This is a genomic window from Rhizobium sp. NFACC06-2, assembly GCF_900101425.1.
In the GTDB taxonomy this organism is placed as follows: Bacteria; Pseudomonadota; Alphaproteobacteria; order Rhizobiales; family Rhizobiaceae; genus Agrobacterium; species Agrobacterium leguminum.
Map to the genome: position 1 here is coordinate 1 of NZ_FMVA01000024.1, position 21,522 is coordinate 21,522.

General features: G+C 57.0%; 20 protein-coding genes and 5 pseudogenes. 9 read left to right on the forward strand and 16 right to left on the reverse strand.

Translation table 11 applies throughout. From position 1 onward, the window contains the following. From F3H58_RS25320 to bdcA, 4 genes and pseudogenes are all read right to left on the reverse strand, one after another. Positions 1-265 (reverse strand): transposase (locus F3H58_RS25320; protein WP_149744199.1); only part of this gene is annotated, 265 nt, incomplete at its 3' end. Between the two features lie 49 nt (positions 266-314). Then, positions 315-1,153: pseudogene (locus F3H58_RS25325) on the reverse strand (IS3 family transposase); the annotation flags it as partial. 333 nt (positions 1,154-1,486) lie between these two features. Further along, positions 1,487-1,954, reverse strand: a complete 468-nt coding sequence (locus tag F3H58_RS25330; RefSeq protein ID WP_188129068.1) for an EthD family reductase — start codon at positions 1,952-1,954, stop codon at positions 1,487-1,489. Between the two features lie 435 nt (positions 1,955-2,389). Then, positions 2,390-3,103 carry an SDR family oxidoreductase gene (gene bdcA / locus F3H58_RS25335; RefSeq protein WP_149744201.1) on the reverse strand — a complete coding sequence of 238 codons (714 nt, stop codon included), beginning with the start codon at positions 3,101-3,103 and terminating at the stop codon, positions 2,390-2,392. Here bdcA and F3H58_RS25340 point away from each other — a divergent pair. Then, positions 3,102-3,785 (forward strand): TetR/AcrR family transcriptional regulator, encoded by a 684-nt coding sequence (locus F3H58_RS25340; protein WP_149744202.1) that lies wholly within the window; start codon positions 3,102-3,104, stop codon positions 3,783-3,785. The genes bdcA and F3H58_RS25340 overlap by 2 nt on opposite strands. Before the next feature lie 218 nt (positions 3,786-4,003). On the opposite strand, the gene F3H58_RS25345 is transcribed toward F3H58_RS25340, so the two are convergent. Next, positions 4,004-5,098 (reverse strand): nucleotidyltransferase family protein, encoded by a 1,095-nt coding sequence (locus tag F3H58_RS25345; RefSeq protein WP_149744203.1) that lies wholly within the window; start codon positions 5,096-5,098, stop codon positions 4,004-4,006. 169 nt (positions 5,099-5,267) lie between these two features. Then, positions 5,268-5,459 (reverse strand): annotated as a pseudogene (glnQ, locus tag F3H58_RS27635) (glutamine ABC transporter ATP-binding protein GlnQ); the annotation flags it as partial. Between glnQ and F3H58_RS25355 the strand changes: the two are divergent. Next, positions 5,459-6,013: pseudogene (locus F3H58_RS25355) on the forward strand (IS6 family transposase); the annotation flags it as partial. The pseudogenes glnQ and F3H58_RS25355 sit on opposite strands and share 1 nt — an antisense overlap. A gap of 175 nt (positions 6,014-6,188) precedes the next feature. Here the strand turns inward: F3H58_RS25355 and F3H58_RS25360 are convergent. Next, positions 6,189-6,473, reverse strand: coding sequence for a YMGG-like glycine zipper-containing protein (locus tag F3H58_RS25360; protein WP_149744204.1), 285 nt, complete (start codon positions 6,471-6,473; stop codon positions 6,189-6,191). 217 nt (positions 6,474-6,690) lie between these two features. Here F3H58_RS25360 and F3H58_RS25365 point away from each other — a divergent pair, with 217 nt between their 5' ends. The 3 genes and pseudogenes from F3H58_RS25365 (at position 6,691) to F3H58_RS25380 (ending at position 9,106) form a co-directional block, all read left to right on the forward strand. Next, entirely contained in the window at positions 6,691-7,866 is a 1,176-nt protein-coding gene (locus tag F3H58_RS25365) for a S41 family peptidase (RefSeq protein WP_149744205.1), read from the forward strand. 27 nt (positions 7,867-7,893) lie between these two features. After that, positions 7,894-8,253, forward strand: a pseudogene (locus F3H58_RS25370) (Lrp/AsnC family transcriptional regulator); the annotation flags it as partial. 478 nt (positions 8,254-8,731) lie between these two features. Then, complete coding sequence (locus tag F3H58_RS25380) at positions 8,732-9,106, forward strand: VOC family protein (RefSeq protein WP_026363618.1); 375 nt, start codon at positions 8,732-8,734, stop codon at positions 9,104-9,106. Between the two features lie 68 nt (positions 9,107-9,174). Here the strand turns inward: F3H58_RS25380 and F3H58_RS25385 are convergent, their stop codons facing one another. Next, positions 9,175-10,071 carry a LysR family transcriptional regulator gene (locus tag F3H58_RS25385; RefSeq protein WP_188129069.1) on the reverse strand — a complete coding sequence of 299 codons (897 nt, stop codon included), beginning with the start codon at positions 10,069-10,071 and terminating at the stop codon, positions 9,175-9,177. A 125-nt stretch (positions 10,072-10,196) separates the two neighbouring features. Here F3H58_RS25385 and F3H58_RS25390 point away from each other — a divergent pair, with 125 nt between their 5' ends. The 3 genes from F3H58_RS25390 (at position 10,197) to F3H58_RS25400 (ending at position 13,084) form a co-directional block, all read left to right on the forward strand. Beyond that, entirely contained in the window at positions 10,197-11,168 is a 972-nt protein-coding gene (locus F3H58_RS25390) for an MBL fold metallo-hydrolase (RefSeq protein WP_149744207.1), read from the forward strand. Positions 11,169-11,203: 35 nt separating this feature from the next. Then, positions 11,204-11,773, forward strand: a complete 570-nt coding sequence (locus tag F3H58_RS25395; RefSeq protein ID WP_149744208.1) for a pyridoxamine 5'-phosphate oxidase family protein — start codon at positions 11,204-11,206, stop codon at positions 11,771-11,773. Between the two features lie 366 nt (positions 11,774-12,139). After that, positions 12,140-13,084, forward strand: coding sequence for an NmrA/HSCARG family protein (locus F3H58_RS25400; protein WP_502706430.1), 945 nt, complete (start codon positions 12,140-12,142; stop codon positions 13,082-13,084). Here F3H58_RS25400 and F3H58_RS25405 read toward each other — a convergent pair. The 6 genes and pseudogenes from F3H58_RS25405 to F3H58_RS25430 form a co-directional block, all read right to left on the reverse strand. Continuing rightward, positions 13,081-14,022 carry a LysR family transcriptional regulator gene (locus F3H58_RS25405; protein WP_149744210.1) on the reverse strand — a complete coding sequence of 314 codons (942 nt, stop codon included), beginning with the start codon at positions 14,020-14,022 and terminating at the stop codon, positions 13,081-13,083. The genes F3H58_RS25400 and F3H58_RS25405 overlap by 4 nt on opposite strands. A 130-nt stretch (positions 14,023-14,152) precedes the next feature. Beyond that, positions 14,153-14,671: a GNAT family N-acetyltransferase gene (locus tag F3H58_RS25410; RefSeq protein WP_149744211.1), complete on the reverse strand. Its 519-nt coding sequence runs from the start codon at positions 14,669-14,671 to the stop codon at positions 14,153-14,155. A 25-nt stretch (positions 14,672-14,696) separates the two neighbouring features. After that, a complete protein-coding gene (locus F3H58_RS25415) occupies positions 14,697-16,100 on the reverse strand; it encodes a hypothetical protein (RefSeq protein WP_286170104.1) in 1,404 nt (467 codons plus the stop codon). A 4-nt stretch (positions 16,101-16,104) separates the two neighbouring features. Beyond that, positions 16,105-17,177: pseudogene (locus F3H58_RS25420) on the reverse strand (class I SAM-dependent methyltransferase). 262 nt (positions 17,178-17,439) lie between these two features. Beyond that, positions 17,440-18,174 (reverse strand): helix-turn-helix transcriptional regulator, encoded by a 735-nt coding sequence (locus tag F3H58_RS25425; protein ID WP_149744212.1) that lies wholly within the window; start codon positions 18,172-18,174, stop codon positions 17,440-17,442. Positions 18,175-18,525: 351 nt separating this feature from the next. After that, positions 18,526-18,744, reverse strand: coding sequence for a helix-turn-helix domain-containing protein (locus F3H58_RS25430; protein WP_060723562.1), 219 nt, complete (start codon positions 18,742-18,744; stop codon positions 18,526-18,528). Positions 18,745-18,956: 212 nt separating this feature from the next. Here F3H58_RS25430 and F3H58_RS25435 point away from each other — a divergent pair, with 212 nt between their 5' ends. Next, positions 18,957-19,241, forward strand: coding sequence for a transcriptional repressor TraM (locus F3H58_RS25435; RefSeq protein WP_060723563.1), 285 nt, complete (start codon positions 18,957-18,959; stop codon positions 19,239-19,241). Between the two features lie 10 nt (positions 19,242-19,251). On the opposite strand, the gene F3H58_RS25440 is transcribed toward F3H58_RS25435, so the two are convergent. Both F3H58_RS25440 and trbI read right to left on the reverse strand, forming a co-directional pair. Beyond that, positions 19,252-19,956, reverse strand: coding sequence for an autoinducer binding domain-containing protein (locus F3H58_RS25440; protein WP_188129070.1), 705 nt, complete (start codon positions 19,954-19,956; stop codon positions 19,252-19,254). A gap of 268 nt (positions 19,957-20,224) precedes the next feature. After that, positions 20,225-21,517, reverse strand: a complete 1,293-nt coding sequence (gene trbI / locus F3H58_RS25445; RefSeq protein WP_149744213.1) for an IncP-type conjugal transfer protein TrbI — start codon at positions 21,515-21,517, stop codon at positions 20,225-20,227. Positions 21,518-21,522: the final 5 nt, after the last annotated feature.

The following is a 21,522-nucleotide window of genomic DNA, read 5'->3' on the forward strand; positions in this document are numbered from 1 at the left end:
CGTTCGCCTGACGAAGCTCCCGGTTCTCCCGCTCCAGTGCCTTCATCTTCTCGGCCACGTCGCTCGGCAGGCCAGCCCGCTTGCCGCTGTCGACCTCGGCCTTCTTCACCCATTCATGGAGGGTATGCGCCGAGCAGCCGATCTTGGCCGCTATCGATGATACCGCTGCCCAGCGGGAGCGATGTTCGGCTTCATGCTCCGTCACCATACGCACGGCACGGGCGCGGACTTCAGGGGAGAATTTGTTCGTCGTCTTGCTTGTCATAGACCCTACTTCTCACGAGTTGGGGTCTCCGGTAAATCCGGTGCGGTTCACCCTCTGTTGTCGCGACATGGGCAATGGCTTCGCGATCACAGCAATCGAGCGCGAACGCAACGCGGACCTTCTCCTTGTTGTCGCAGCCGATCTCGAAGCCGTCTGAACACCAGCGCAGATTAGATTGCTCGACGGCAACGCGTCCATCGTGGCGACGGGTATCGAGAGCACCCGTGTGGCGCTGAAGAAGTATGCCGTGAACCTTCATCACCCGGTAGACGCGTTTGGCATTTGGCCATGGACGGTTTTCGCTGCGGGCTTTACGGCGCAGGATCGCGTGGACCCGGCGATATCCGTAGGTGGGCATATCGTCGATGATGGTCTTGATCTCATCCACCAGCTCCCGATCAGCAAGCGGCGGACGCGCTCTGGCTTTGGAGGGACGTCGCTTCACAGATTCCGCGATGTTGGATCGGGCGACACCCAAAGTCTCACACACCGTCGTCATCGCGAACCCTCCTTCGGCAACGAGAGCGAGCGCAACAGGTGTTTTTTTGACCCTGATGCGATCTCAAGCGCTTCCTTGAGGATTTCGCCTTCCATCGTCTTCTTGCCGAGGAGGCGCTGAAGTTCTTTCACTTGGTTCTGAAGCGCTCTGTACTCGGATGCAGGGACGACCTCTTCCTGCGATGCCGTCGCCGTCAGCGCACCTTGCGCCGCCAATTTACGCCAGGCGAACAACTGGTTCGGCTGAATGCCATGCCGTCGAGCAACGATGCTGACCGTGACGTCAGGCTCGTAGGTCTCCTGGACTATCGAGAGCTTATCCGCTGTCGACCAGCGACGGCGGCGCTCAGGGCCGGACAGCACTTCTATCTTAGGTATGTGACTGGTCATAATGGGCACATTACTCCTAACACTTAACAAGTGGGAGATCGTGTCCGGGGATTTAGGGGGCCACTACAGCCGGAGCTTGTTGATCAACAAGTAACATAACCGCGATTAAAAACCGTAATGTTACAGGGGGATAGTGCTCACTGACGGATCAACGCTTGAAAAGCGTGCTCTCATACAGCTAGAGGCACCATGAGTAATGCGATATCCGCATTGTAACATCAGTCGCAACGATCTCAGTTCCATTGCAGATGTTATTCGCGGCGGCAGTTTTTTAAAACTTAGCCATCGTTCACGGCCTTTTCCCAGCCGCCGCGTCTGCACTGCAGTGAATGTTTAGAAAGGCGTAGCGATAGTCCTGTTCGGCGGGATATCGGTGAACTTTTTGACGTCCTCGAGAACTGCCGCTGTCGCGCTTGAATTGAATGCATTGTCGAGTGACTGTCTGTCTTTAAACTTGCACACGGCAACGGCAACCACTCCGACCCGGTCGTCACTGGGGAAAAACGCGCTGCAGGCTTTCAACCCATAAGCACCCCACGATTTTTGCACCAAAGGCGAATGTTTTTTCACGTAGTAGTCCCTGTCAAAATGCGACGAGGCGCCGCCTGGGTAACTGACCTTAAGTATTACGTCCGCGAACGCCCCGCCGGCCAAACTCAGCCAGACGGCGCCTGCAATAAAAACAAATTTTCGAGGAGCATAGGTCAAGTTCGGCGCTGCCGCTCGCTGCAATGTACTGATCTGATGTTGGAGCAGTCCAAGCGCAGTTATCTGCTCAAGAGCCTCATCATCAATTGACAATTGCCAAACTCTGCCCATTCACTTTTGTTAGGGGTCCCGCAATTCATGCCTTAACTGATATTGGGATGGACTCGACGGGATTATCGACGTTCTGTATCCGATAACCGGGCATTCCAGCGAGCGGATCACAATTGCAGCGCAGTTATTGCATGGCAAGCAGCACGAGCAATATTCTGCCCGTGCTACAAGGAATTCGGCGGCGCATGGCCCTACTGGTGTGAGTAGTGACCCGATAGTCGACGACGTGTCGTCCGAATGCGCCCTAAACTCTTAGGTTTTTTGAGGAAAAGACCTAGATTCCAAAGGACGTTAGAAAACCGATGCTCGCCATAGCGCGAGATCCGGCCACTCACTGATAAGCCTGGCTACTAGTTGTGATCCAGAGTCTGCGGGGGAAGAGACCGGCGATAACGCCCTAGCCCTCTCTCGAGTTCATCAGGCTCCAAATCCGCCGTCGATTGTATGCATCGCGCCCGTCACAAAGCTAGCCTCAGGCCCAGCTAACCACGCTACCATTCCAGCGACATCCTCGGAGCGACCGTGCCGTTTGATCGCCATGGCAGCGTGCTGCAGATCCGTCGTTGGACCGTCAGCAGGGTTAAGATCCGTATCGGTCGGCCCAGGTTGGACAACATTGACCGTAATCTCACGCGCGCCAAAATCGCGCGCCAAACCACGGGCCATCCCCTGCAAGGCTGATTTACTCATCGAGTAAGCTGCCAGCCCAGGGAACGGCATCCTGTCACCGTTGACTGAGCCAATTAATATGATCCTCCCGCCATCCGGCATTTGGCGTGCAGCCTCGACTGAAGCGTGATACGGGGCAGCGACGTTAATGCGGATCAGGCGGTCGACCTCATCGGGGTCTAGTTCCAACGGATCGCCCCACGCGCCGACACCCGCGTTGACCACAAGAATTTCCACCGGCCCCTGTTCCCGAACAGCCGCGATAACCGCGTCCCGATCTGCACTGTCAGCCATCACTGCTGTGCTGCCGGTTTCGCGCGCCACTCTCTCCGCGGCTTCCCTTGATGCGGCATAAGTGAAAGCAACTTTTGCCCCGTCAGCAGCGAGCCGCCGAACGATTGCAGCACCAATACCTCTACTCCCGCCAAGAACGAGAGCCGATTTTCCTGTGAAAATTGCCATGTCTTCCTCTTTGATTTATTGTATCCGTGACTACATAAATGAAAGCAACACAACGTCAAGAGATTTTATAGCCGTGACTACAAAAATCATGCGTGGAAGAGGAAGGCCTCGCCGCTTTGATCCCGAAGAGGGAGTCGCGATAGCTCAGCGCATGTTTTTGGCGCGAGGATACGATGCTGTGGGAGTAGCAGATCTTACGGAGGCCTTGGGCATAAACCCTCCGAGTTTCTACGCTGCTTATGGAAGCAAATCGGAGCTATTTAAGCGAGCTCTCAACCGCTATTCTGAAACTGACGGCGTGCCTCTGATGGCGATTCTAAAGCCTGGCCGACCTGTGGCAGAGGCTCTTTCGGAAGTTCTGAAAGATGCCGCCAAAAAATATACGGCGAATAGTGGTAGTGGCGGGTGCCTCGCGATTGAGGGGACAAAATGCAACGATATCGACGCGCGGTCAGCGGCTTTAACTTTGACCTCTGCCGCGAGAGATACAATCTGCCGATTTATTGCTGCGACGCATCCAGACGTCGCGGAGTTGACGGCGGACTACATGGTCGCTGTCATGAGCGGTCTCTCAGCTTTGGCTCGTGAAGGATACGGATCTAATCGCGTGATCCAAATCGCAGAGCTTGCATCGACAGCGTTGATAGGAAAATTGAAAGATCAGCATGGAGAAAATTTCTGAGCGACTTGTCGAGATTGAGGTCTCGGTTGCCCTGCCCTAACGCACGCGGCATTCTGAGACGCGGAGCGTCCGGATGCGGGACACCTGCGTCTCATTCCATGAAGGCCGCGAACATGATGCGACCACCACACCTTGATGGTAATCGAACTCTCGACACCATGTTTGTCTTCGTCACTTCGAATCAAATCAACTCCTTGGCTTTCGAAGCGGACGACAGCCTATTCTCCAAACGGAAGTTCAATTTCTTCGCGGTTCTTCTTTGCTCCCTCGATCAGGACCGTCTTGAACCGCTCGGCATCTTGTGCCGGCAGCATTCCCGCCCCGGCTCGTATACCTTCCTGCCACGCAGGTCCGCGCTCCCAAGCTTCGTTGTAGACTAGCGCCAGGTCGGCGGATCGCCTCGTCTGCTGCAGGGCTTCAAAGAGCAGCGCAGCTTGACGAATGTCCTTGTCTCGCTTCGCCGGCCCCTGCCCGTCCGTGTGTCGGCGGCTGGCGACGATGAGCTTGTGGACCGCATACCGGGACGGATCAGGGACGACGACTGGGACACCGCTTCGGTGGAGCAGCATCGTTCTGACTGGATCCCTGATGAGGAAGTCGAGAAAGCGCAGCGGATCCGCGCTGGCACCGCCGAGGGCCGGCATCTTCGCCGGCTGGTCGATGTAGTCGTCCGAACCACGGTTCGACGTCAGGAATTCAACCCGGTAGCCGTCGGCATTCTGGAACGCCGACGAGGCCGCGGATCCTGATCGATGGGGAACTGGCCGGAAGCTGGCGTCGACGCCCTGCAGCAGTTCACTGATCGGAGGCAGGCTGTCTTCAACCTCCCGGCTGATGGCATAGTCCTGGGCGATGTCCGCATCGCCGGTCAGGATCGCAGCCATGGGAAGGCGGACGCCCAGCAGTCCTGAATAGCACTGGAAGGCCACCGTGCCGATGAGAACACCCCGGAGTCGAAAGAGACCGCCGTCGGCGAGAGCCTCGACGATGTCACCCGACATGGCGTCAGGGGCGATCATCCCGCCTTCGCGGGTCAGGGTATTTACCAAGCGCCTGCGAGCGCGTAAATCGTCCTTGTCCCGCTTATGATCAGCGACGCGCTGCGATATATCCGGATCGTCGGCAGGACCGACGTAACGACGTTTCGTACCACCGTGTCCATCCGGGATGTCGAAGTACCAGTACTTGCGCCCCTTGATGTTTGCGGGGGTGAACCTACCCTCCGGAGGGAAATCGGCCGTCCAAGCGGCGTCGAGCGAGCGTTGACCTAGCTCGGCAAGCATCGTCTGGTACATGAGGTCAATAGACTTCATAAGCTCGATTCCATCGTTATACTGTTTTTCAAAAACAGTATAACCGGCAATAGGATAGCGGGCAAGGTGGGATGGTAGCTCGATCGCCTTAAACGGATGTGAACTGCCGGCCACCTCCAAATGCCAATGGAACTCGGCGATGAAGACTATTTTTCCATGATTTAGGAAATCAAAGCACCGACCGCAGGAAATCTGCAGTTTCAGAACGCTGTGGACTATCAAATATCTGCTCGGGCGTTCCGAGCTCATGGATAAGCCCTTCGCGGAAAAATGCCACGCGATCAGAGACCTCGCGGGCAAACCGCATTTCATGTGTCACGACGATCATGGTCATGCCTTCCTGGGACAGCATGCGCAGCGGAGCGAGGCATTGTCGTATCTTACGAAACGATCCGGCGATGGGGCCGTAAATTCGGGGCGGCTTATGCCAAGCAGTTGCGCAGAAAGAAGCCGTCACAACAGGATATCTGGTATTTGGACGAGGTGGCGATTTCCATCGGCGGCCGGAAACATTGGTTTTGGCGTGCCGTTGACCAGGACGGCTACGTTCTCGACGAGATCGTCCAGGCCCGCCGCGATACCAAGGCAGCCAAGCGATTGCTGGTCAGGCTGCTGAAGAAGCAGGGCCTTTCGCCAAAGCGCATCGTCAGCGACAAACTGCGCTCATACGGAGCAGCAAGGCGGGATGTAATGCCCGGCGTCGAACATCGATCACACAAGGGCCTGAACAATCGCGCGGAAAATTCTCACGTGCCGCTTCGAAAACGAGAGCGGATGATGCAGGGCTTCCGTTCCGTCGGCGGCTTGCAACGTTTTATCCCGGTCTTCTCAGCAGTCAGAAATCTCTTCGTGCCGCCACATCAGAAACGCTCAGCCCTGGCCACCCACATTCATCGCATCCGCGCAACTGCGTAAGCTCATCGGCAAACGCCTTGTCGGGGATTAAGCGAACAACGTGACCTCGCCGTCGTGAGTCCTCACCATCAGGTTGTGGGACATCATGAAACTGCTGCGGACGTGGAGACCGGAGAAACCGAAGTCCGTCCGATATCCATCTCGCCTTTGACGTGCGCCACCCAGGCCGCAATCTTTATCGGCAGCGACCGTAATGATCCCGGTATCTGCATCCGTAGTCGCGGCGGTCCCGTTGTTCCCAGCGGTCGCGGCGGTTCCTGTCATTACGTTCGCTGATGTTGCCTACCACTGCCCCTCCCACGCCACCTGCGGCGGCTCCCACTGCAGCGCCTTCCCAGGTACCGCTTGCCAACCCACTGATGATAGCGCCGCTCGCCGCACCAATGCCCGCGCCCTTTTCCGTCTGGCTGCACGCTGTCAGCGTCAAGCAAACGAGTACGCCTGAAATGATCTTTTTCATGTCTGTCCTTTCGAGCCATCGCCGCTACGGTCGCCCGTCGGCCGTTGAGACGCACCAAGGCGGAGACGTATGGACACCGAAAATTACGTGGAAGTTACGCAGAACCGTCGGTATCGATACCGGTAGAGCAGACCCTTGCCGACGTTCAACCGGCGCGACGAAGGACAGCTTCGAGTCCAATCTGGACATCGACGAGCAACTATGCGCACCGTGAATCATGTCCCTGACACAAGACCTCGAGAAAATTCTGGAAACTGTCCTGCCAACCGACCCCAGCTTTCGGCGGATCGAACAGGCGACGATAGACAGCTGCATTTGTGACACTCGACGATACGCTTTGGAGGGCTCCAGGGAGGCCTTTCTGTTTTCCGCGATGCGCCTGCTCGCACTTCCAGACAACGGACACACACGGCTGATCCCGAACGATTCCATCTCGGTGCTCCCGCTGAGGTTTGTGAGCGTTGGTACGGTGGTGCAGTTGACTGACACGGCACTGGAAACAACTGCTCCAAGAGGAGAGCTGATAGCAGTCAACGGCACACTTTTGGGCCAAATTGAAGCCGCCGCAGAGAAATTTCTGGCGGGAACGCGCCAGAGGAAACGGGTCATCGGACCGATTCTTCTCGCATGGCCGTATGCATTGGCCCACCTCGGTTTTTCTTCAAAAGAGAATACGACCGAATATCGCTTGAAAGACGAGAATGGGCAGATAACCGATTTGAAAGTAGAGAACGGGCATACGGTTCCTGCATCGATGCTCTACCCGAGAAACGAGCATGGCAAGGCTGATCCGGCCTGGAAGCCCGAGAGATTTTTGGAGATCAAGGACTGGCAGGGGCTTGGGCTTTCAATATCATTGCCAAGTTTCTTCGATCCAGGCGAAACTGCGTTACCGAAAGCCATCTCTGATGCAGCGGAGCATGTAAGCACCTGCTCAAACCAAAAACTCTTGATTGACGTTCGCGGAAACGCCGGTGGCGACTTCCTTCAAACGATGCCATTGATCGACGCCATCTCTGAAAACGCTAGCAGGCAGGTTGCTGTGCTTGTCGACAAATTCACGTTTTCCGCAGCGATAGTGTTTGTAGCCATCCTCAAACATCGTTTGGGACGCAGGCTCAAACTCATCGGGGAAGAAATGGGCGACGGGTTGAGTTTTTTTGCCGAGGGAGGGTTGCTCGATTTGCCGATCAGCGGAGCGGTCGTTCGATACTCATCAGCCTTTCACGACTGGGAGAACGGAACCAGCGATGAAACCACACCGACTGAAATCGCGCAGCAACTGGTCCCGGCAGGAAAACTGAATTTGGATTGGGAATGGGTCGTAAGGTCCACTGCTGAGAATGCACAAGGCCCGTTCTATCAACAAGTTCTAAAGAGCCTGAACGATTAGACGAATGGCGGCTTAGTCCGCTTGGCGAACCAGCAAGCAACGTCGGAACGTCTAAAGCGGCTCGAAGAGCGCGAGGTCATTAACGGTTACCGGGCTGTTATCGATCCTGCTGCGGCAGGACTTGGAAAGATGGCAATTGTTCGCCTGCGCACCACGCACGAATACATCAAAACTTGCCTCAAGCAGTTTTCAGAGATGCCGCAGGTTATCGAGGTCCTCAGGCTGACAGGAGAAGACTGCTTCCATCTGAAAGTGATTGTGCCGTCGCCGGCCGAGCTGGAAAGCATCGTCGATGCTGTTGCGCGCTACGGCTCGGTCACCACGGCAATTGTGTTGCGCAGCGAGCCCGCCAAACGTATCGGGCGTGAGCTGATGATGAAGGGATAGTCTGGCAATAGCCCGAATTTCTGCTTCGGTTTTGCTCCTGCTTTCCGAAGTTGCAAGGGGTGAAACTGCCGAAGGTGCCACGGCTGCTATTGGCGCATTACAGTCACGGGATTCGTCGCTTTATGACCAAGACACTCAGTTTCCGGACTTGGCTGGAGGTCCTGCTCGATAAGCGGGGGGCGATGAACCTGCGTAGAATGGTTCGGACGCACGGGAACCGAAAAGCTCGCCTCGTTGAACCATAAACAGATCAGCACTATTTAGGAGGGATGCGGAAGATCGAGAAGAGTGACATCGAATTGATCAGGACGTGGACGTTATCGCCCGCAATGACGCTCGGATCGTCCGTGCGAGCGAAAGGCATCATGCAGGAAATGCAGGCCCGACTTCCTGCAACTTCGTAAAAATCGATCAGCCTGGAAGGCAACGAGATCACCCTCGCGATGCCCGCTACCGCGAGGAACTCGTTTGATAAAGCATGTTCACCCACGTCATGATCGGCAGCAACGACCTGGAGCGCGCGAGAGATTTCTATGATGCCACCTTCGTCGCTCTGGGCGGCAAGCCCGGCGAGATGGACGCCAGAGGCCGACTGATCTACGCCCATGAAGGAGGGCGGCTGATGATCACGACACCCATTGACGGCAAACCGGCGACCGCTGCCAACGGTGGAACAATCGGTATCGCGGCGACGACCCCCGACCACGTCCTGGCGTGGCACGCCGCCGGTGTCGCACACGGCGGAACGGCAATCGAGAGCCCGCCCACGGCACGTCCGAACGGGGCGTTCGTTGCATATCTTCGTGACCCCGACGGAAATAAGCTGACTGCAAGGACGCCTCAGACGCAATGAGGCAGACAGCCCCATACACGGTTGGTTTCATGAAATAGAGTTAATCGGTGGTGGGTCCTGATCGGAATTTAATGGGCCAGTTGATCGCGCAAGCGGGGCGTAATCCAATCCAGGAAGCATCTAACCTTCGTTGGCAATGGATCGGCTGGTCCGTAGACGACATTCACGGGTAGCGGTTCCGGCGCAAACTCCACAAGTACTTCCTGCAGGGCGCCAGAACGTAACTGGTCTGCAATCTGGTAGGAGAGTACGCGGATGATGCCGATACCCGATACGGCCGCCTGAATTGCGGCCTCTGTCGTGTTGACCGCAAGCCTTGGGCGGGGTTCGACATTGAAGGTCGCTCCGTCGCCGCGGTAACGCACTTCAGGCGCGGTCGCGAAGCCCTGAAAGCTTATACCGTCGTGCCGGACGAGGTCCTCGGGGTCAAGCGGAACGCCCCGCCGGGTGAGATAGTCAGGGCTGGCGCACACGACCCGGCGGACTGCACCAACACGTGTTGCGATCAGCGCGCTATCGGTCAGATGTCCGATGCGAAGGGCGACATCAACATGGTCGTCCGACAGACTTATCTGGCGGTCCGTCAGCGTCAGCCGCATATCGATTTCGGGTTGCTCCTTGAGGAATTCCAGTGCAATTGGCAAAACGTGATGCTCGCCGAAAATAATTGGCGCGGTTACATGCAGCCCTCCGCGCAGCGCGCCGTAGTCGCCGCTGGCCTGCCGCTCTGCCGCCTCCAGTTCCTCCAAAATACGCCGTGACGCGGCGACGAAATTTCGTCCTTCATCCGTCAACGTCAGGCCGCGGCGCGTACGCAGCACCAGACGGGCGCCAAGGTGCTTTTCTAGGTCGGCGACCTTGCGGCTGACCGTGGCGAGCGGCGCCTGCAAACGCCGTGCCCCCGCCGAGAGGCTGCCGGCGTCGACCACCGCGAGCAGGACTGACATCGCTTCGAACCGATCCATTCTATCCTTCCATAAAATGAGAGGGAATCTCCCAGAATCGCAGGATACCGTATCAGTTTTGGATATCCTAGTTTTCATGATGTCGAGGGACCTTCCCTCATCGCCAGAACAAGGAGAAAGACGTCATGCCCAATCTTTCGCGCCGTGCCTTTGCCAGCGCTCTTCCTTTTGGCCTCCTCGGGGGAGGACTGATCCATGGCGCGCAGGCCCTTGCCGCAACACCGGAACCGGTCACGACGCTGGCCAGCGTAACGCCGCTGGCGCAGATCCGGATCGGCCGCTTCACGGTGACCGCGCTGGCGGACGGCTATGCAGATATGCCCTACACCTTTTTCCCCGGGCGTGATCCGGCCGAGGTGGAACGGCAGGCAGTCGCCCAGTTCACCGCCAGGCCAAGTGGCGTGCGGTTTCTGTTCAACCAGTATCTTGTCGACGATGGCCAACGTCGCATCCTGATTGATGCAGGCGCGGCGGGCTCCATCGGGCAAACCGGCAACCTGCCGCAAGCCCTCGCCAGGCTTGGTCTGCAGCTTGATCAGATCGATGTGGTCATCGTGACGCACATGCATCAGGACCACATGGGCGGCCTGATCGCCGGCGGCAAGAACAATTACCCGAATGCGGAGGTTTATATCGATCGGCGCGACGTCAGGCATTGGACCGACCCCGCCAAGCGCAGCGGCGCACCCGAATTCCTCCAGACGAGCTTTCAGATGGCGGAAGAGGTCGTGCGCCTCTACCCCAGACTTCAAGCGATCGATGGAGAGCGTGAAATTATGCCCGGCGTAACGACTGTCGACCTGACCGGCCACACGCCCGGCCATATCGGCGTTCGGGTGGAAGATGAGGGAAAGAGCCTTATCATGGTCTCAGACATGATCTTCCCTGTCGTACATCCAGCAGCGACCGACGTGTTCTTTCTGTTCGAGCAGGACCAGGCAGCCGCCAAGGCAATGCGTGACCGCTTTTTCCCTCGCGCCGCGTCGGAAGGCGCACTGATTGCCGCCACGCACATGCCGTTTCCGGGGTTGGGCCATGTCGTTGCCGACCGTGGACAAATCCGTTGGCAGGTTGCGGATTGGGCTTTGCAAGACTGAGGCCGGTTTCGGCCGCCTGGAGAGGCAGATGGAAAATGAGCAAATATCTTGATATTGCAACAACGTCCTCCGTGGCGGCCGCACAGGATCACTACGGAAGCGCCGAGCAATGGGCGCGCATTGCCGCGCGCGGTAGCGCCGATGAGACGCCCGCAAGCCAGCGCCTCGGCCCCGCAGAAGCAGCCTTCATTCGGGAACGCGACGGTTTTTATCTCGCCAGTATTTCAGAAACGGGCTGGCCTTACGTCCAGTACCGGGGCGGGCCGGCCGGTTTCCTCACCACACTCGACCCGACACTGCTGGGCTTTGCCGACTTTCGCGGTAACCGGCAATATATCACGACAGGCAATGTGCAGGTGAACGATCGCGTTTCGCTGTTTCTGATGGACTACGCGCATCAGCGCCGCCTGAAGATTTTCGCCCGTATGCGGATCATCGATGCAGCAGATGATCCATTGCTGGCAAAGAGGTTGACCATGCCAGACTATCCCGCTCGTGTGGAACGTCTTGTGCTCATCGCCGTGGAGGCATTCGACTGGAACTGCCCCCAGCATATAACGCCGCGCTTTACACCTGCCGAGCTGAAGCGTTGGCAAATGGAGTGAACAGGGTGCTGCCCCGTTTCAGGGCGTCGGGACTTTGTCGAGCCGAAGGGGCACTGGACAAACCGGCATCGTCCATCCCGCCGTGCGAAGGGGGGATCTGGTCAGGATCGGACTCATTGGGTATCCCGAGTTCGTCCGGTATCTGGCGCGCTCGAATCCCTTGGATGTCTTGAGCAGGATGACAGGATGTTTGATCAAATGAAACCTATCCATAAAACGGCAAAATGAAATCCGGCCGCAGAGGATAGTGCTGCCGGCCGCCATAACCTACCTCTTCTGGCATCAGCACGATGAGAGGGGAGCAGCGATCTACTCTCGCCTTGATGACATCGCGCAGGCCGAGAGACAGGGTTGGAGATAGCCGTGATGAATGATGACAAACCGATAATCGTAATTGTCGGAGCGACGAGCAAGCAGGGCCGGAGCGTTGCGGCGACCCTGCTTCGAAGCAAGCGCTTCCGGGTTCGTGCATTGACCCGGAATGATGGATCTCCTGCAGCCGTTGCGCTCAGGGATATGGGGGCGGAGGTCATCGGGGTTCCTGCCGGCCGGACGAAAGAGCTTGTCGTCGCTTTCGAAGGCGCGGCCGGCGCTTTCCTGATGACGCCTCCCATCACACCACCCGACACAAGCGAAGCACCGCTCGGCCGGCAGCTCGCAGACGCTGCGGTGGCGGCAGGCGTGCAGCATATCGTGTTCAGCACGCTCGAGAACGTCGACAGGATTTCAGGCGGTGCGAAATATGCGCCGCATTTCACGGACAAGGCCGAGGTTGCCGATTACATTCGCGGGCTACCCATTTCCCGTTCCTTCGTCATGCTCGCCTTCTTCTATACGAACCTCCTGGAATATTACGTTCCTCGTTATGAGGGCGATACGCTTCTCCTGCCCATCTACCTTCCGGAAGATTTCCGCGCACCTTTCGTCGACCCGTTGACGGCGACGGGTCCTGTTGTGCTGGAGATTTTCTCCAACCCCGCGCTCTATGACAGCAAGACACTCCCGATCGTCGGTGACCTGATCTCCCCGCGGGAGATCGTGGACACCTTCCAGCGGGTGACGGGGATCAGGGCCGAGTATCGCAATGCCTTCACACGCGATGGCCTGTTGCAAAATTTTCCGGATTTTGGCGACAATGAACTCCTGGTGGACGAGCTCCTGGGTATGGTCGAATACGCTGTCGAATACGGATATTATGCAAAGGAACGCGATCTCGATTGGAGCCGCAAGTTGAATCCGGAGACATTGAACTGGGAACAATTCCTGCGGACGACGGGATGGCGGGGAGACCGGCAATCTTTCGGTATCTAGGTTTGATTGTACCGTGGCCGGTATGGCCTAATTCCCGGAAGCTTCCGGATCTCTTCAACGAGAAAGTCCGTCAGCAGTCGCACGCGGGCAATGCCGGCCCATTCGGGAACAACGAGAAGACTGACAGGGACAGGGTCGAGACCGTAGGCGTCGAGCACGGTTTCGAGCTTGCCGGCATCCAATAGATCCTGGACGAGCCAGAGGTGCGCCGGACCAAGGCCTCGGCCGGCAGCGAGAGCAGCTCGGGCGGCGAGCCCATGGTCGACAACCAGGGTGCCACTCGCCGGCACCATCAGGCGTACTCCATCCGAAGCAGTCAGAAAAAGCTGGTTGCTTCCCGCGACGTTGGACATCATCACGCAGTTGTGCTGTGAGAATTCGGCGGGACGTGCAGGGCGTCCGTGGCGAGTGAAGTAATCAGGTGAGCCCACAAGTCTTCGGTGACTTGCGCCGATCGGGAAAAGCTTCATTGCCCCATCAATGATCGGCCCCAGCTGAAGTGCGATGTCGACACCCTTGCGGGCAAGATCAATTCGTTCATCCGTGAGATTGAGTTCTATGCGGATGTCAGGATGCTTGTCCTGGAACTCGAAGACCATCTGCGTGACATGCATGACGCCTAGTGCTGCGGTGCAGGAGAGGCGAACAGCGCCGGCGGGGACCCGACGAGCGTCTCTCGCTTCGTCCGTCGCCTGCTCTACCAGCCGTAAAATCTGGACGCAGTTCGTATAATAGCGGCTGCCCTCCTCGGTCAGAGTGACCCGACGCGTGGTTCGTCCAAGAAGAGGAACGCCAACAGCCTCTTCGAGCTCGTTGATATGCCGGGTTACCGTCGACTGCCCGATATCAAGATCCCTGGCCGTTGCCGACAGGCTGCCGCGCTCGGCCACACGGACAAAGGTCCGCATTCGCTCCAGGGAAAGGCCTCTGTCATCCATTTTTCGGCAAAATCCAGTTCTTGGCCTTTGTATTCCGCCAATCACTTTTTGGCTATAGGCCGCGTTTGACAAGCGCCGCCAGTCTGCGCCTTGCAAACCACGAAGACGGATGAGCTTCCAACTGTGCTGATCAACAGCAAGGCCCCACGTTCAGTCGTCTGGCCATGAGGATCTCGTCAAATGCGCCGCCGGCGTCCTCGTGGCCTTGAGGGATATTCCCGATTTCGGCGAAACCGGCATTTTTGTAAAACCGAATCGCTTGCTTACGGTCGGCACGCACCCCGAGCTCGATTTGTGCAATTCTTTTGCTCTGCGCATGGTGTACGACCGCATCCAGTAATTCGCCGGCAAGACCGGAACCGCGAAAGCTCTTGTTCACGTAGGCCATCATGAGCGTCGCCCGATGCATCATTTTCGGCAGCTCAAGTCGTTTCAGGGCCATCAGCGCGACTGGCTGGTCCTGCACAAAGGCGACGAAAATAGGAATGTTCATCCGGGCCTCCCATTCCGCGTCCGGGAGTTTCAGCCAGTCTCCGTAAATACTAGCAAAAGCCTGCGGCTCGCATCGCAGCGCCTCAAGACGAATCTGGCGAAACGCGTCCATTTCCGCCACTGAAACCTCTCGGATTTGCCATTTCGCTTGTGTCATGGTGGTGCCTCGGTTTGTGCCTCTGCTAGGCCCATTGCCATTCCGTCGAGGCGGCGGTGATTTTTCCGCTTGTGATATGTCCGCACATCGCCGGCCAGATCGGATCGGTTGTGAAGAAAGAAAGATCGCCTGCCGATGTTTCGAGCGATTGCTCACCGTATGCCGCCGCAACGGCGAGGCCATGTCCTGTCTTTTCTGTTTCCAGCAATGGAAAGGCACTTGCAGGACGCAAAACGCGATGACCCCACATGCCGGCACGCCTGTCATTGCGTATAGCGGCCAGAAGGGCGCGATCATGCTCGACGTCAAGAGCGGTCGCGACGAGATAACGCATGAGCGGATGATACACGGTCTGCCGGCTGCCTCCGAGCAGCCGCACACCCGGAAGGATCGATGTCACGAGCGCCATCATGAGCAGGTTCGGGATCAGCCGGTGTTGGCGCAGCGAAAGAGCAAGATTCTGAGGAGTGAACGGGATACTGATGCCGGAAGTGATTGAACCTGTAAGCACACCCTTGTCCAGCCGAAGGGGAACGATCCGTCCGTCCGCAAGACCCCAGAAAAAGTCAGTCGTTCGCCTTACCCAAGCGGCCCAGAGACCACCGTTCAGATCATCTATTGCGCAAAGGATTTTCTCCGCGACCAGATTATCGCCCGTGAAGCGTCTGGAGAGCCACGAATCCGGATCTTCGAAATGATCGGCAACGAGTTCTCCAATGTCGGTGTCATTGAACTGGAGCAGTTGTAGCGAAAGCGGGAAGAACTGCTTCCAGAGTGTCTGGTTGGCAGCGACGATCGCATCGCTTGCCGTCGGAAACACCGTTTCAGGCAAGTGGGTTTTGAGCCATTGAGCGGTGGGACTTACAGCAGACGGAATGTCGGCGTCGAGCTTGAATTCGTAAGGCCCGTTGCGACCACAAAGACTGGTCGAGCCCATGCGCCTTCTCGACAGACCGAAGACGTTGACGAGATGACCGCCGTCGTCAAACAAGCCGGGCCCCTTGCCAGGCCTTTCGATAAACTTCACGGTCGAACAGCCGAAGTACATGTGCCACCGGCGTCTATGGGAACTTAACCCAAGCGCGCTGAACAGGTGTGTGTAAAAAGCCTCCGGGTCAACCATCAGAAAACAGTGTGGTCCACTTTGCATGACCGGCAACTCGGATATCTGTCTGGCAGCATCAAGCGCCTGGTCCTCGCTTGCTCCCGATCGCAGGGCCACGTTGCTGACGAGCGTCTGCAACCGGCCCATCGCGTCGTTGCGGACGGAGCAGTTTCCTCGATCAACACGATCGTAGACCGCATGGGCGTAGTCGGAGAGTGGACGCGGCCAGAACGTTCCGAGTTCCGGAAACAAATGCGTCAGGGCTTGTCTGATCTGCCCGGGAGAAACACGAGATTTTCCGGGTTCTTCATGGTTATCAGCCATAAGTTCATCCCCCGCAGGACCGTGGCGGCCTCGTCTCGATAGGTGGTGTCGCTTGAGAGGGGCGCCACTGCCAATTGTCGGAAAGTGGTTCTCTGTCATCGTCAACTATGATCTGTGGCAAAGTCTCATGACAGAAGTCGTTAGGTATGGCTGGTTTCACCAGAGATGAGACGAAATCGATCATTGAGTGCCGGCAATTCGATGAAATGATCGTATAGAAATTGCCGCTGTTCCAGGTCACCACGCTATAGCGAAAACACTGCTGAAGGGCTGCCCTGGTCGTTGCCATATCTACCTGGAAATCGACCATGGTATTGAGGACCTCACGTCTTTTCCCCGCGATCTGGGCAGGTGAAAAAAACGCGATTTGAACATCTCGTCCTTCTGGCGCTCACGCTCTGCGTAGACCAACGGATCTGGATGAAGAAGTTTCTGGACCTGTACCAGCACGCCGGTCGACCTTACCGAGCGAGCGACAAATCCCGTCTGCCTGTCACGGTCGGTACCATACATCTGGAACGTGGTATCTTCCAGGAGCACGTCGAACCCGTGTCGAAAGGGCTCAAGATCCTGATCGGTTGAGTAACGCTCCTTGTTAAGCTCGAAGAATGCGCCGTCGAAGAAGTTCGCGTGCTCGCTGCCGCGCTTCTCGTAGAAGCATACGCGGTTTGCGACCGTTGGACTGCAACTGAGAGTCTTGATGCGTCCGTCGCCGAGTTTCGCCAGGGAACGCGAAAGACTGCCCGCGCCAGCGCCCAGGGTGTACAAGGTGGCCGCCCGGTTTTCTCGTGCCCAGGCCCTCAGGCAAAACCGGAACGCCGCAGCCGCGAGACGGCACTCCTCCTCCAGCCGGAAAGGAATGCTCGCAAAGTAATGTTGCTCGAACTTTCCCCAAAGTCGCCGGTGGGTGTCTGCATAGATGAGGCAATCGAGATCAAATTGCAGGAGATCGTATTCAGCGGCGGGCGCACCATAATCAGGCGCACCCTCCAGACCGCTCGCTGTCCTTTCGAAAAAGTCGGCAAATTCGTTCAGTCGAGGGGCACGTCGCCACGCGTCGATTACCTTGTCATCCATCGCTGCCTGTCCTCGCTGTTGCCAAATGACATGCGCTACCGCTTGGCCGGACGCGGCAACTGGTGTCGCCGCGGTCAAGACCCACAGTCGTTGTTCAGCGAAAATGCCGTGGAGAATGACGAACGAACAATCTGCCAGTTTCACCAGATTGACGAACTGCCGGAGCACACGATGGGTCGTCCCGACGCGTCGTTGAAGACCGCATCACGCGTCTGCCTCCTTGGCGAAGTCACAGGCAGTGTGAAAAAACGGACAGCTATGTTCAAACCTCGATCAGCTCAAGGATGCTTGCTCGAGCAATCGCCTGATAAATTGTGGTTGCGTCCAGCTTTCGTTTCGCCGAAGCAAGGTAGAGCCGAACCGCGCTCTCGGACAGGTGCAGACGGTGGGCGATTCTCTTTGGTACGACACCTCCCGCAAGGAGCTGGAGACATTCCCGTTCCCGTCTGGAGAGAGCCCGGAAGTAATGGCTACGCGTCCCGGTGACCGCCATAAATCTCTCGTGCATGTAGTGTGAGAGAAGCATCAGATCATGTTTGGTCGACCTCCGAAGTTCTGTCCAGTTCTCCACAGAGAGGTTTGATGTCACTGAGAAAAGGCTACGCTCTCCTGAGGGACCTCGTATCGGCATTGTGACACCGTTACGGCCGATCCCCACCTCGAGAGCCTCGTGGAACAGCTCATGTGCTCCGTCGGAAAATTCTGCGAGCGACGCCCAGTCGACCGGCTGAAATCCGGTTCTGTAAATCGCGACAACGGGGTCGATCCTGAAGTAGTTTCTCTCGAGATAACGCGACGTCCACTCACCCGGATATGTCGTGCAGAATGCCCATTGAGCTCGTTCCCCGGCTGAAATTCCAACGGACAAGAATGTCATATGAGCAAATCCGTACAGGTCCCGGATTGTGCTGATTGCGCTTTCAATATCGCGCCTGCTATCGGCCCCAAGCAGCGTGGCAATGGATAACGAGAGCTTGGACATCTGAGTTTCAGCCATTGCCGATGATTTCCGGGTGGCACGAGTTGCCGTTGGATCGCGGCGCGCCCTCCGCTTCGATGAAAAAGGCAGTAAATGCCGAAACGTGCCGGTCGTGCAATTTGCGGAATTCGACAACGTGCGTAACGGAGAGCCTTGCTGCCGTCAGGGGCAATGTTATCGATCGGGCTTTTGATCGAACGGAGTCACTCCGAACTTGCCGGACTTCGAAAGGATTGCAGACATCATTCTGTCTGCGAAAGACCTGTCAGGTCAAATCCTGGCAGAAGCCGGAGTCGTTTCGTCAATGCTCTGAACGGAGGTCGGGAAGCGAAGGGTACCTGTCCTGGACGGAGTTACGAGTGAAAGCGATCATCCCTTGCGTGTCGCGCGCAACAAGTCACCCGGCTCGATACCGAGCGCATCCGAAATCTTGCCCAGAACCGTAACACTTGCGGATTTGTCAGCCCGTTCTATCGCACCGACATAACGGGCGCTTATCCCGGAAAGGTCCGCGAGTTCTTCCTGCGTCATTTGCCGATCATGGCGAATCCTACGCAGATTGATCGCCATGGTCTCCTTGAGATCCATGACATTAGCGGAACCTTAATCGGAACTATGGTTCTAGGAACGATAGTTCCGATTCGACATCCTGCATGGTATCTGTTGCATTACCGGTTTTGGAATCTGTGTTCAGGCGGCGCTTCGACGGGGTGAATACGCGCCGAATAGATGAATTTACCAGTCTGATTTGTCACATGTCTCTGTTATATACGCTGCGGGAGAACGGGAGGGACGGTGAAATGTGTGAAAAAAGCGCGCTGAGCTACCAGTCGATGGACCGGTCCCAACTGGAACAACTGGCGATATCCGCAATCAGGGAGCATCGGGCGTTGCTCGCAGCTGATCAGATTATGTACGAAGAATGGACACGCGCGAGCGAGGATCCGTCAGTGCCAGCCTGCGTTACGCAGTCCTTGCAAGACGAATATCTGTCCCGGCAGCGAAAATCCGAGGCACAACAGGAGAAACTCTCGGATATAATCGACACGTTGGGTTTCGTCCCGACAGTGGCTGAGGAAGATTGATCGGCAGGTTTCAGATCAGCCCGCGATCTTTGGCATTTCCGATTAGTTGAGTCACCGTTCTGGCGTTGAGCTTTTCGCGTGCTGTGTCCAGATAGTGCTGAACTGTCCGGGCATTTATCCCCGTCAACATAGCCGTTTCGGGCGTGTTTCTTCCCTTCATGGCCCACACCACGCACATGTGCTCCCGCGGTGACAGCATTCGCCGTGGCGCGACAATAGTTTTGCCCGCTACGATCTTCAGACTGTAGTGAACAGCCAGAACAGCCCGAATTGCGCTTTGGGAGTCGAACAACTCCGTCGAATCCGCTCTTCTTCTTGACGATGCCAGGGTCAGCATCATCATCGAGCCGAAACTTCCCTCGACAGGAATGGTTACGCCGCAACGGATTTTATGATCGATCGCCTCATCACGAAACCGTCGCAGCGGGGATGAGCCACTCGCTGGCCAGTCTTCGGCACTCCATTTAAAGGGTTCCCGGCGTCGTTTCGCCTCAGTGACGACGGGGTCTATACGGGCGTAGCCGCCGGCGAGATAAGTGTCCTGCCAGACCTCCGGATAGGAGTTGAACGTTCTGACCTCCAGACCTTCCGTCTGCAGATAAGCGAAGCGGTCGAAGCCGAGGGATTTCGCAAACATTTTGACCGCGTTTTTGACCATGTGTTCGTCAGGCGCGGCTTCCAGCATGTCAATAAGTGGGCGGAGACTTTCGTTCACGAGCTACTCCTGTCTTCTTACCCCACAGGCGGCGAAACTGTGGCGCGGGATGATAATTGAATTGGCCTGCTATGCGCGCAGTGTTCAGACCACTTGGGGCGGGGACGTACGAACACGATCGTGCGCAGTGTATTGGTCGACTATCACCGCTCTTCGCCGAGATGGATCTGCGTATGCGCCGACTTGGTGCTCGAAATAGTACTTCAGGCCTGATTGAATGTTACACGTCTGCTCAACCTCGAGAAAGCGGCTATTGTTCATGGCCCGTTTATCTTTGCCGATATGCCGACGGAAACACGATATCTTGATCAACCAGCACATTGAACGTGTAGCCTGGCCGAATCCGGATCGTCGGTTGGACGTCGAGGTTTCTGGAGATGCTCTGCTCGGCAACGCGCCCAAAGCTCTCGGCGAAGTTTCGCCGCGCTGCATCGGACGCAGTGTCTTGCGTGGCAAGCGTCGAGCTCTGAGGGAGAGACAAGTCGATGCCCGCGCCGATGAGCGCGACAAGGGCGGCCGAGCCGAATGTCCGCAACAGGTGACGGTCGACCTTGTCGTTGAAGCCGCCGTATCCTTCCGCATCAGTTCCAGCCATACCGCCGATCTGCAAGGTCGATCCGTCAGGAAAGACAAGATCTGTCCATATAACCAAAAGTCGATCCTGACCGAACGATAGCTTTGAATCGTAGCGACCAAACAGTTTGGCGCCCTGGGGGATCAGGAGGCGATATCCAGTGGCGCTGTCATAGACATTTCGACTAACCTGCGCCGATATTCGCCCGGGAAGATCGGAATTTAGGCCGGTTATGAGTGTGGCAGGAATGACGGAGCCGCGCTTCAATTCGTAGGGCGACATTTGCGGTATGACCCGGTTTGGCAAATATCCCGGATCCTTGATGTCCTGATTGAAAAACCCCTCTTTCTTCGTTTGGCCATTCGGGTCGCCATTCTGCCCAAGCAGCCCCGACCCCATCGCCGCGGCGTAGAGGTCGGACCCGCTGGTTGCCGTTGTGCTGGCCGGGCCTTCCGTGTCGGAAGTTCTGGTGTTTGGCGATGTTGTGGCGACATCCACTTTCAGAGGGGAATCCAGGGCCGTCGCCCGTGCCTGCACGCGTGCCATCCGCTGCCGTTGTGCTTCGCGGATATATTGCTCTTCCTGTTCTCTTTTCAGGCGTGCCCTCCATTCTTCCTCCGGCTCGAGCCGGGAGCGTGCTTCCTCACGCACTTCTCTGCGTTCGATGACGGGATTTCGCCTTTCCTCCTTTTGGGCGGCGGCGGGCGTCGGTTGAAAAACTTCCTGATTTTCCGGCTCTCCGATAATGCCGTCGGTTACGCCACGTTTAAGCTGATCACCGAAATTCGTCGCCGGCGGGCTTGATGCGCTGCCTGGATCATTGTCCCGGCTGAACGAAAGTCCGCGCCAGGAGAGGCCGACGACGACGACACCCAGGAACAGGATGACGATCATGATGGAGACTACAATCGGCATGCGATTGAGCCGACGCATCCCCTGTTGGCCATCCGAACCCGCGGAAGTTCCAAGTTGCAGTGACTGAACCATTGCTA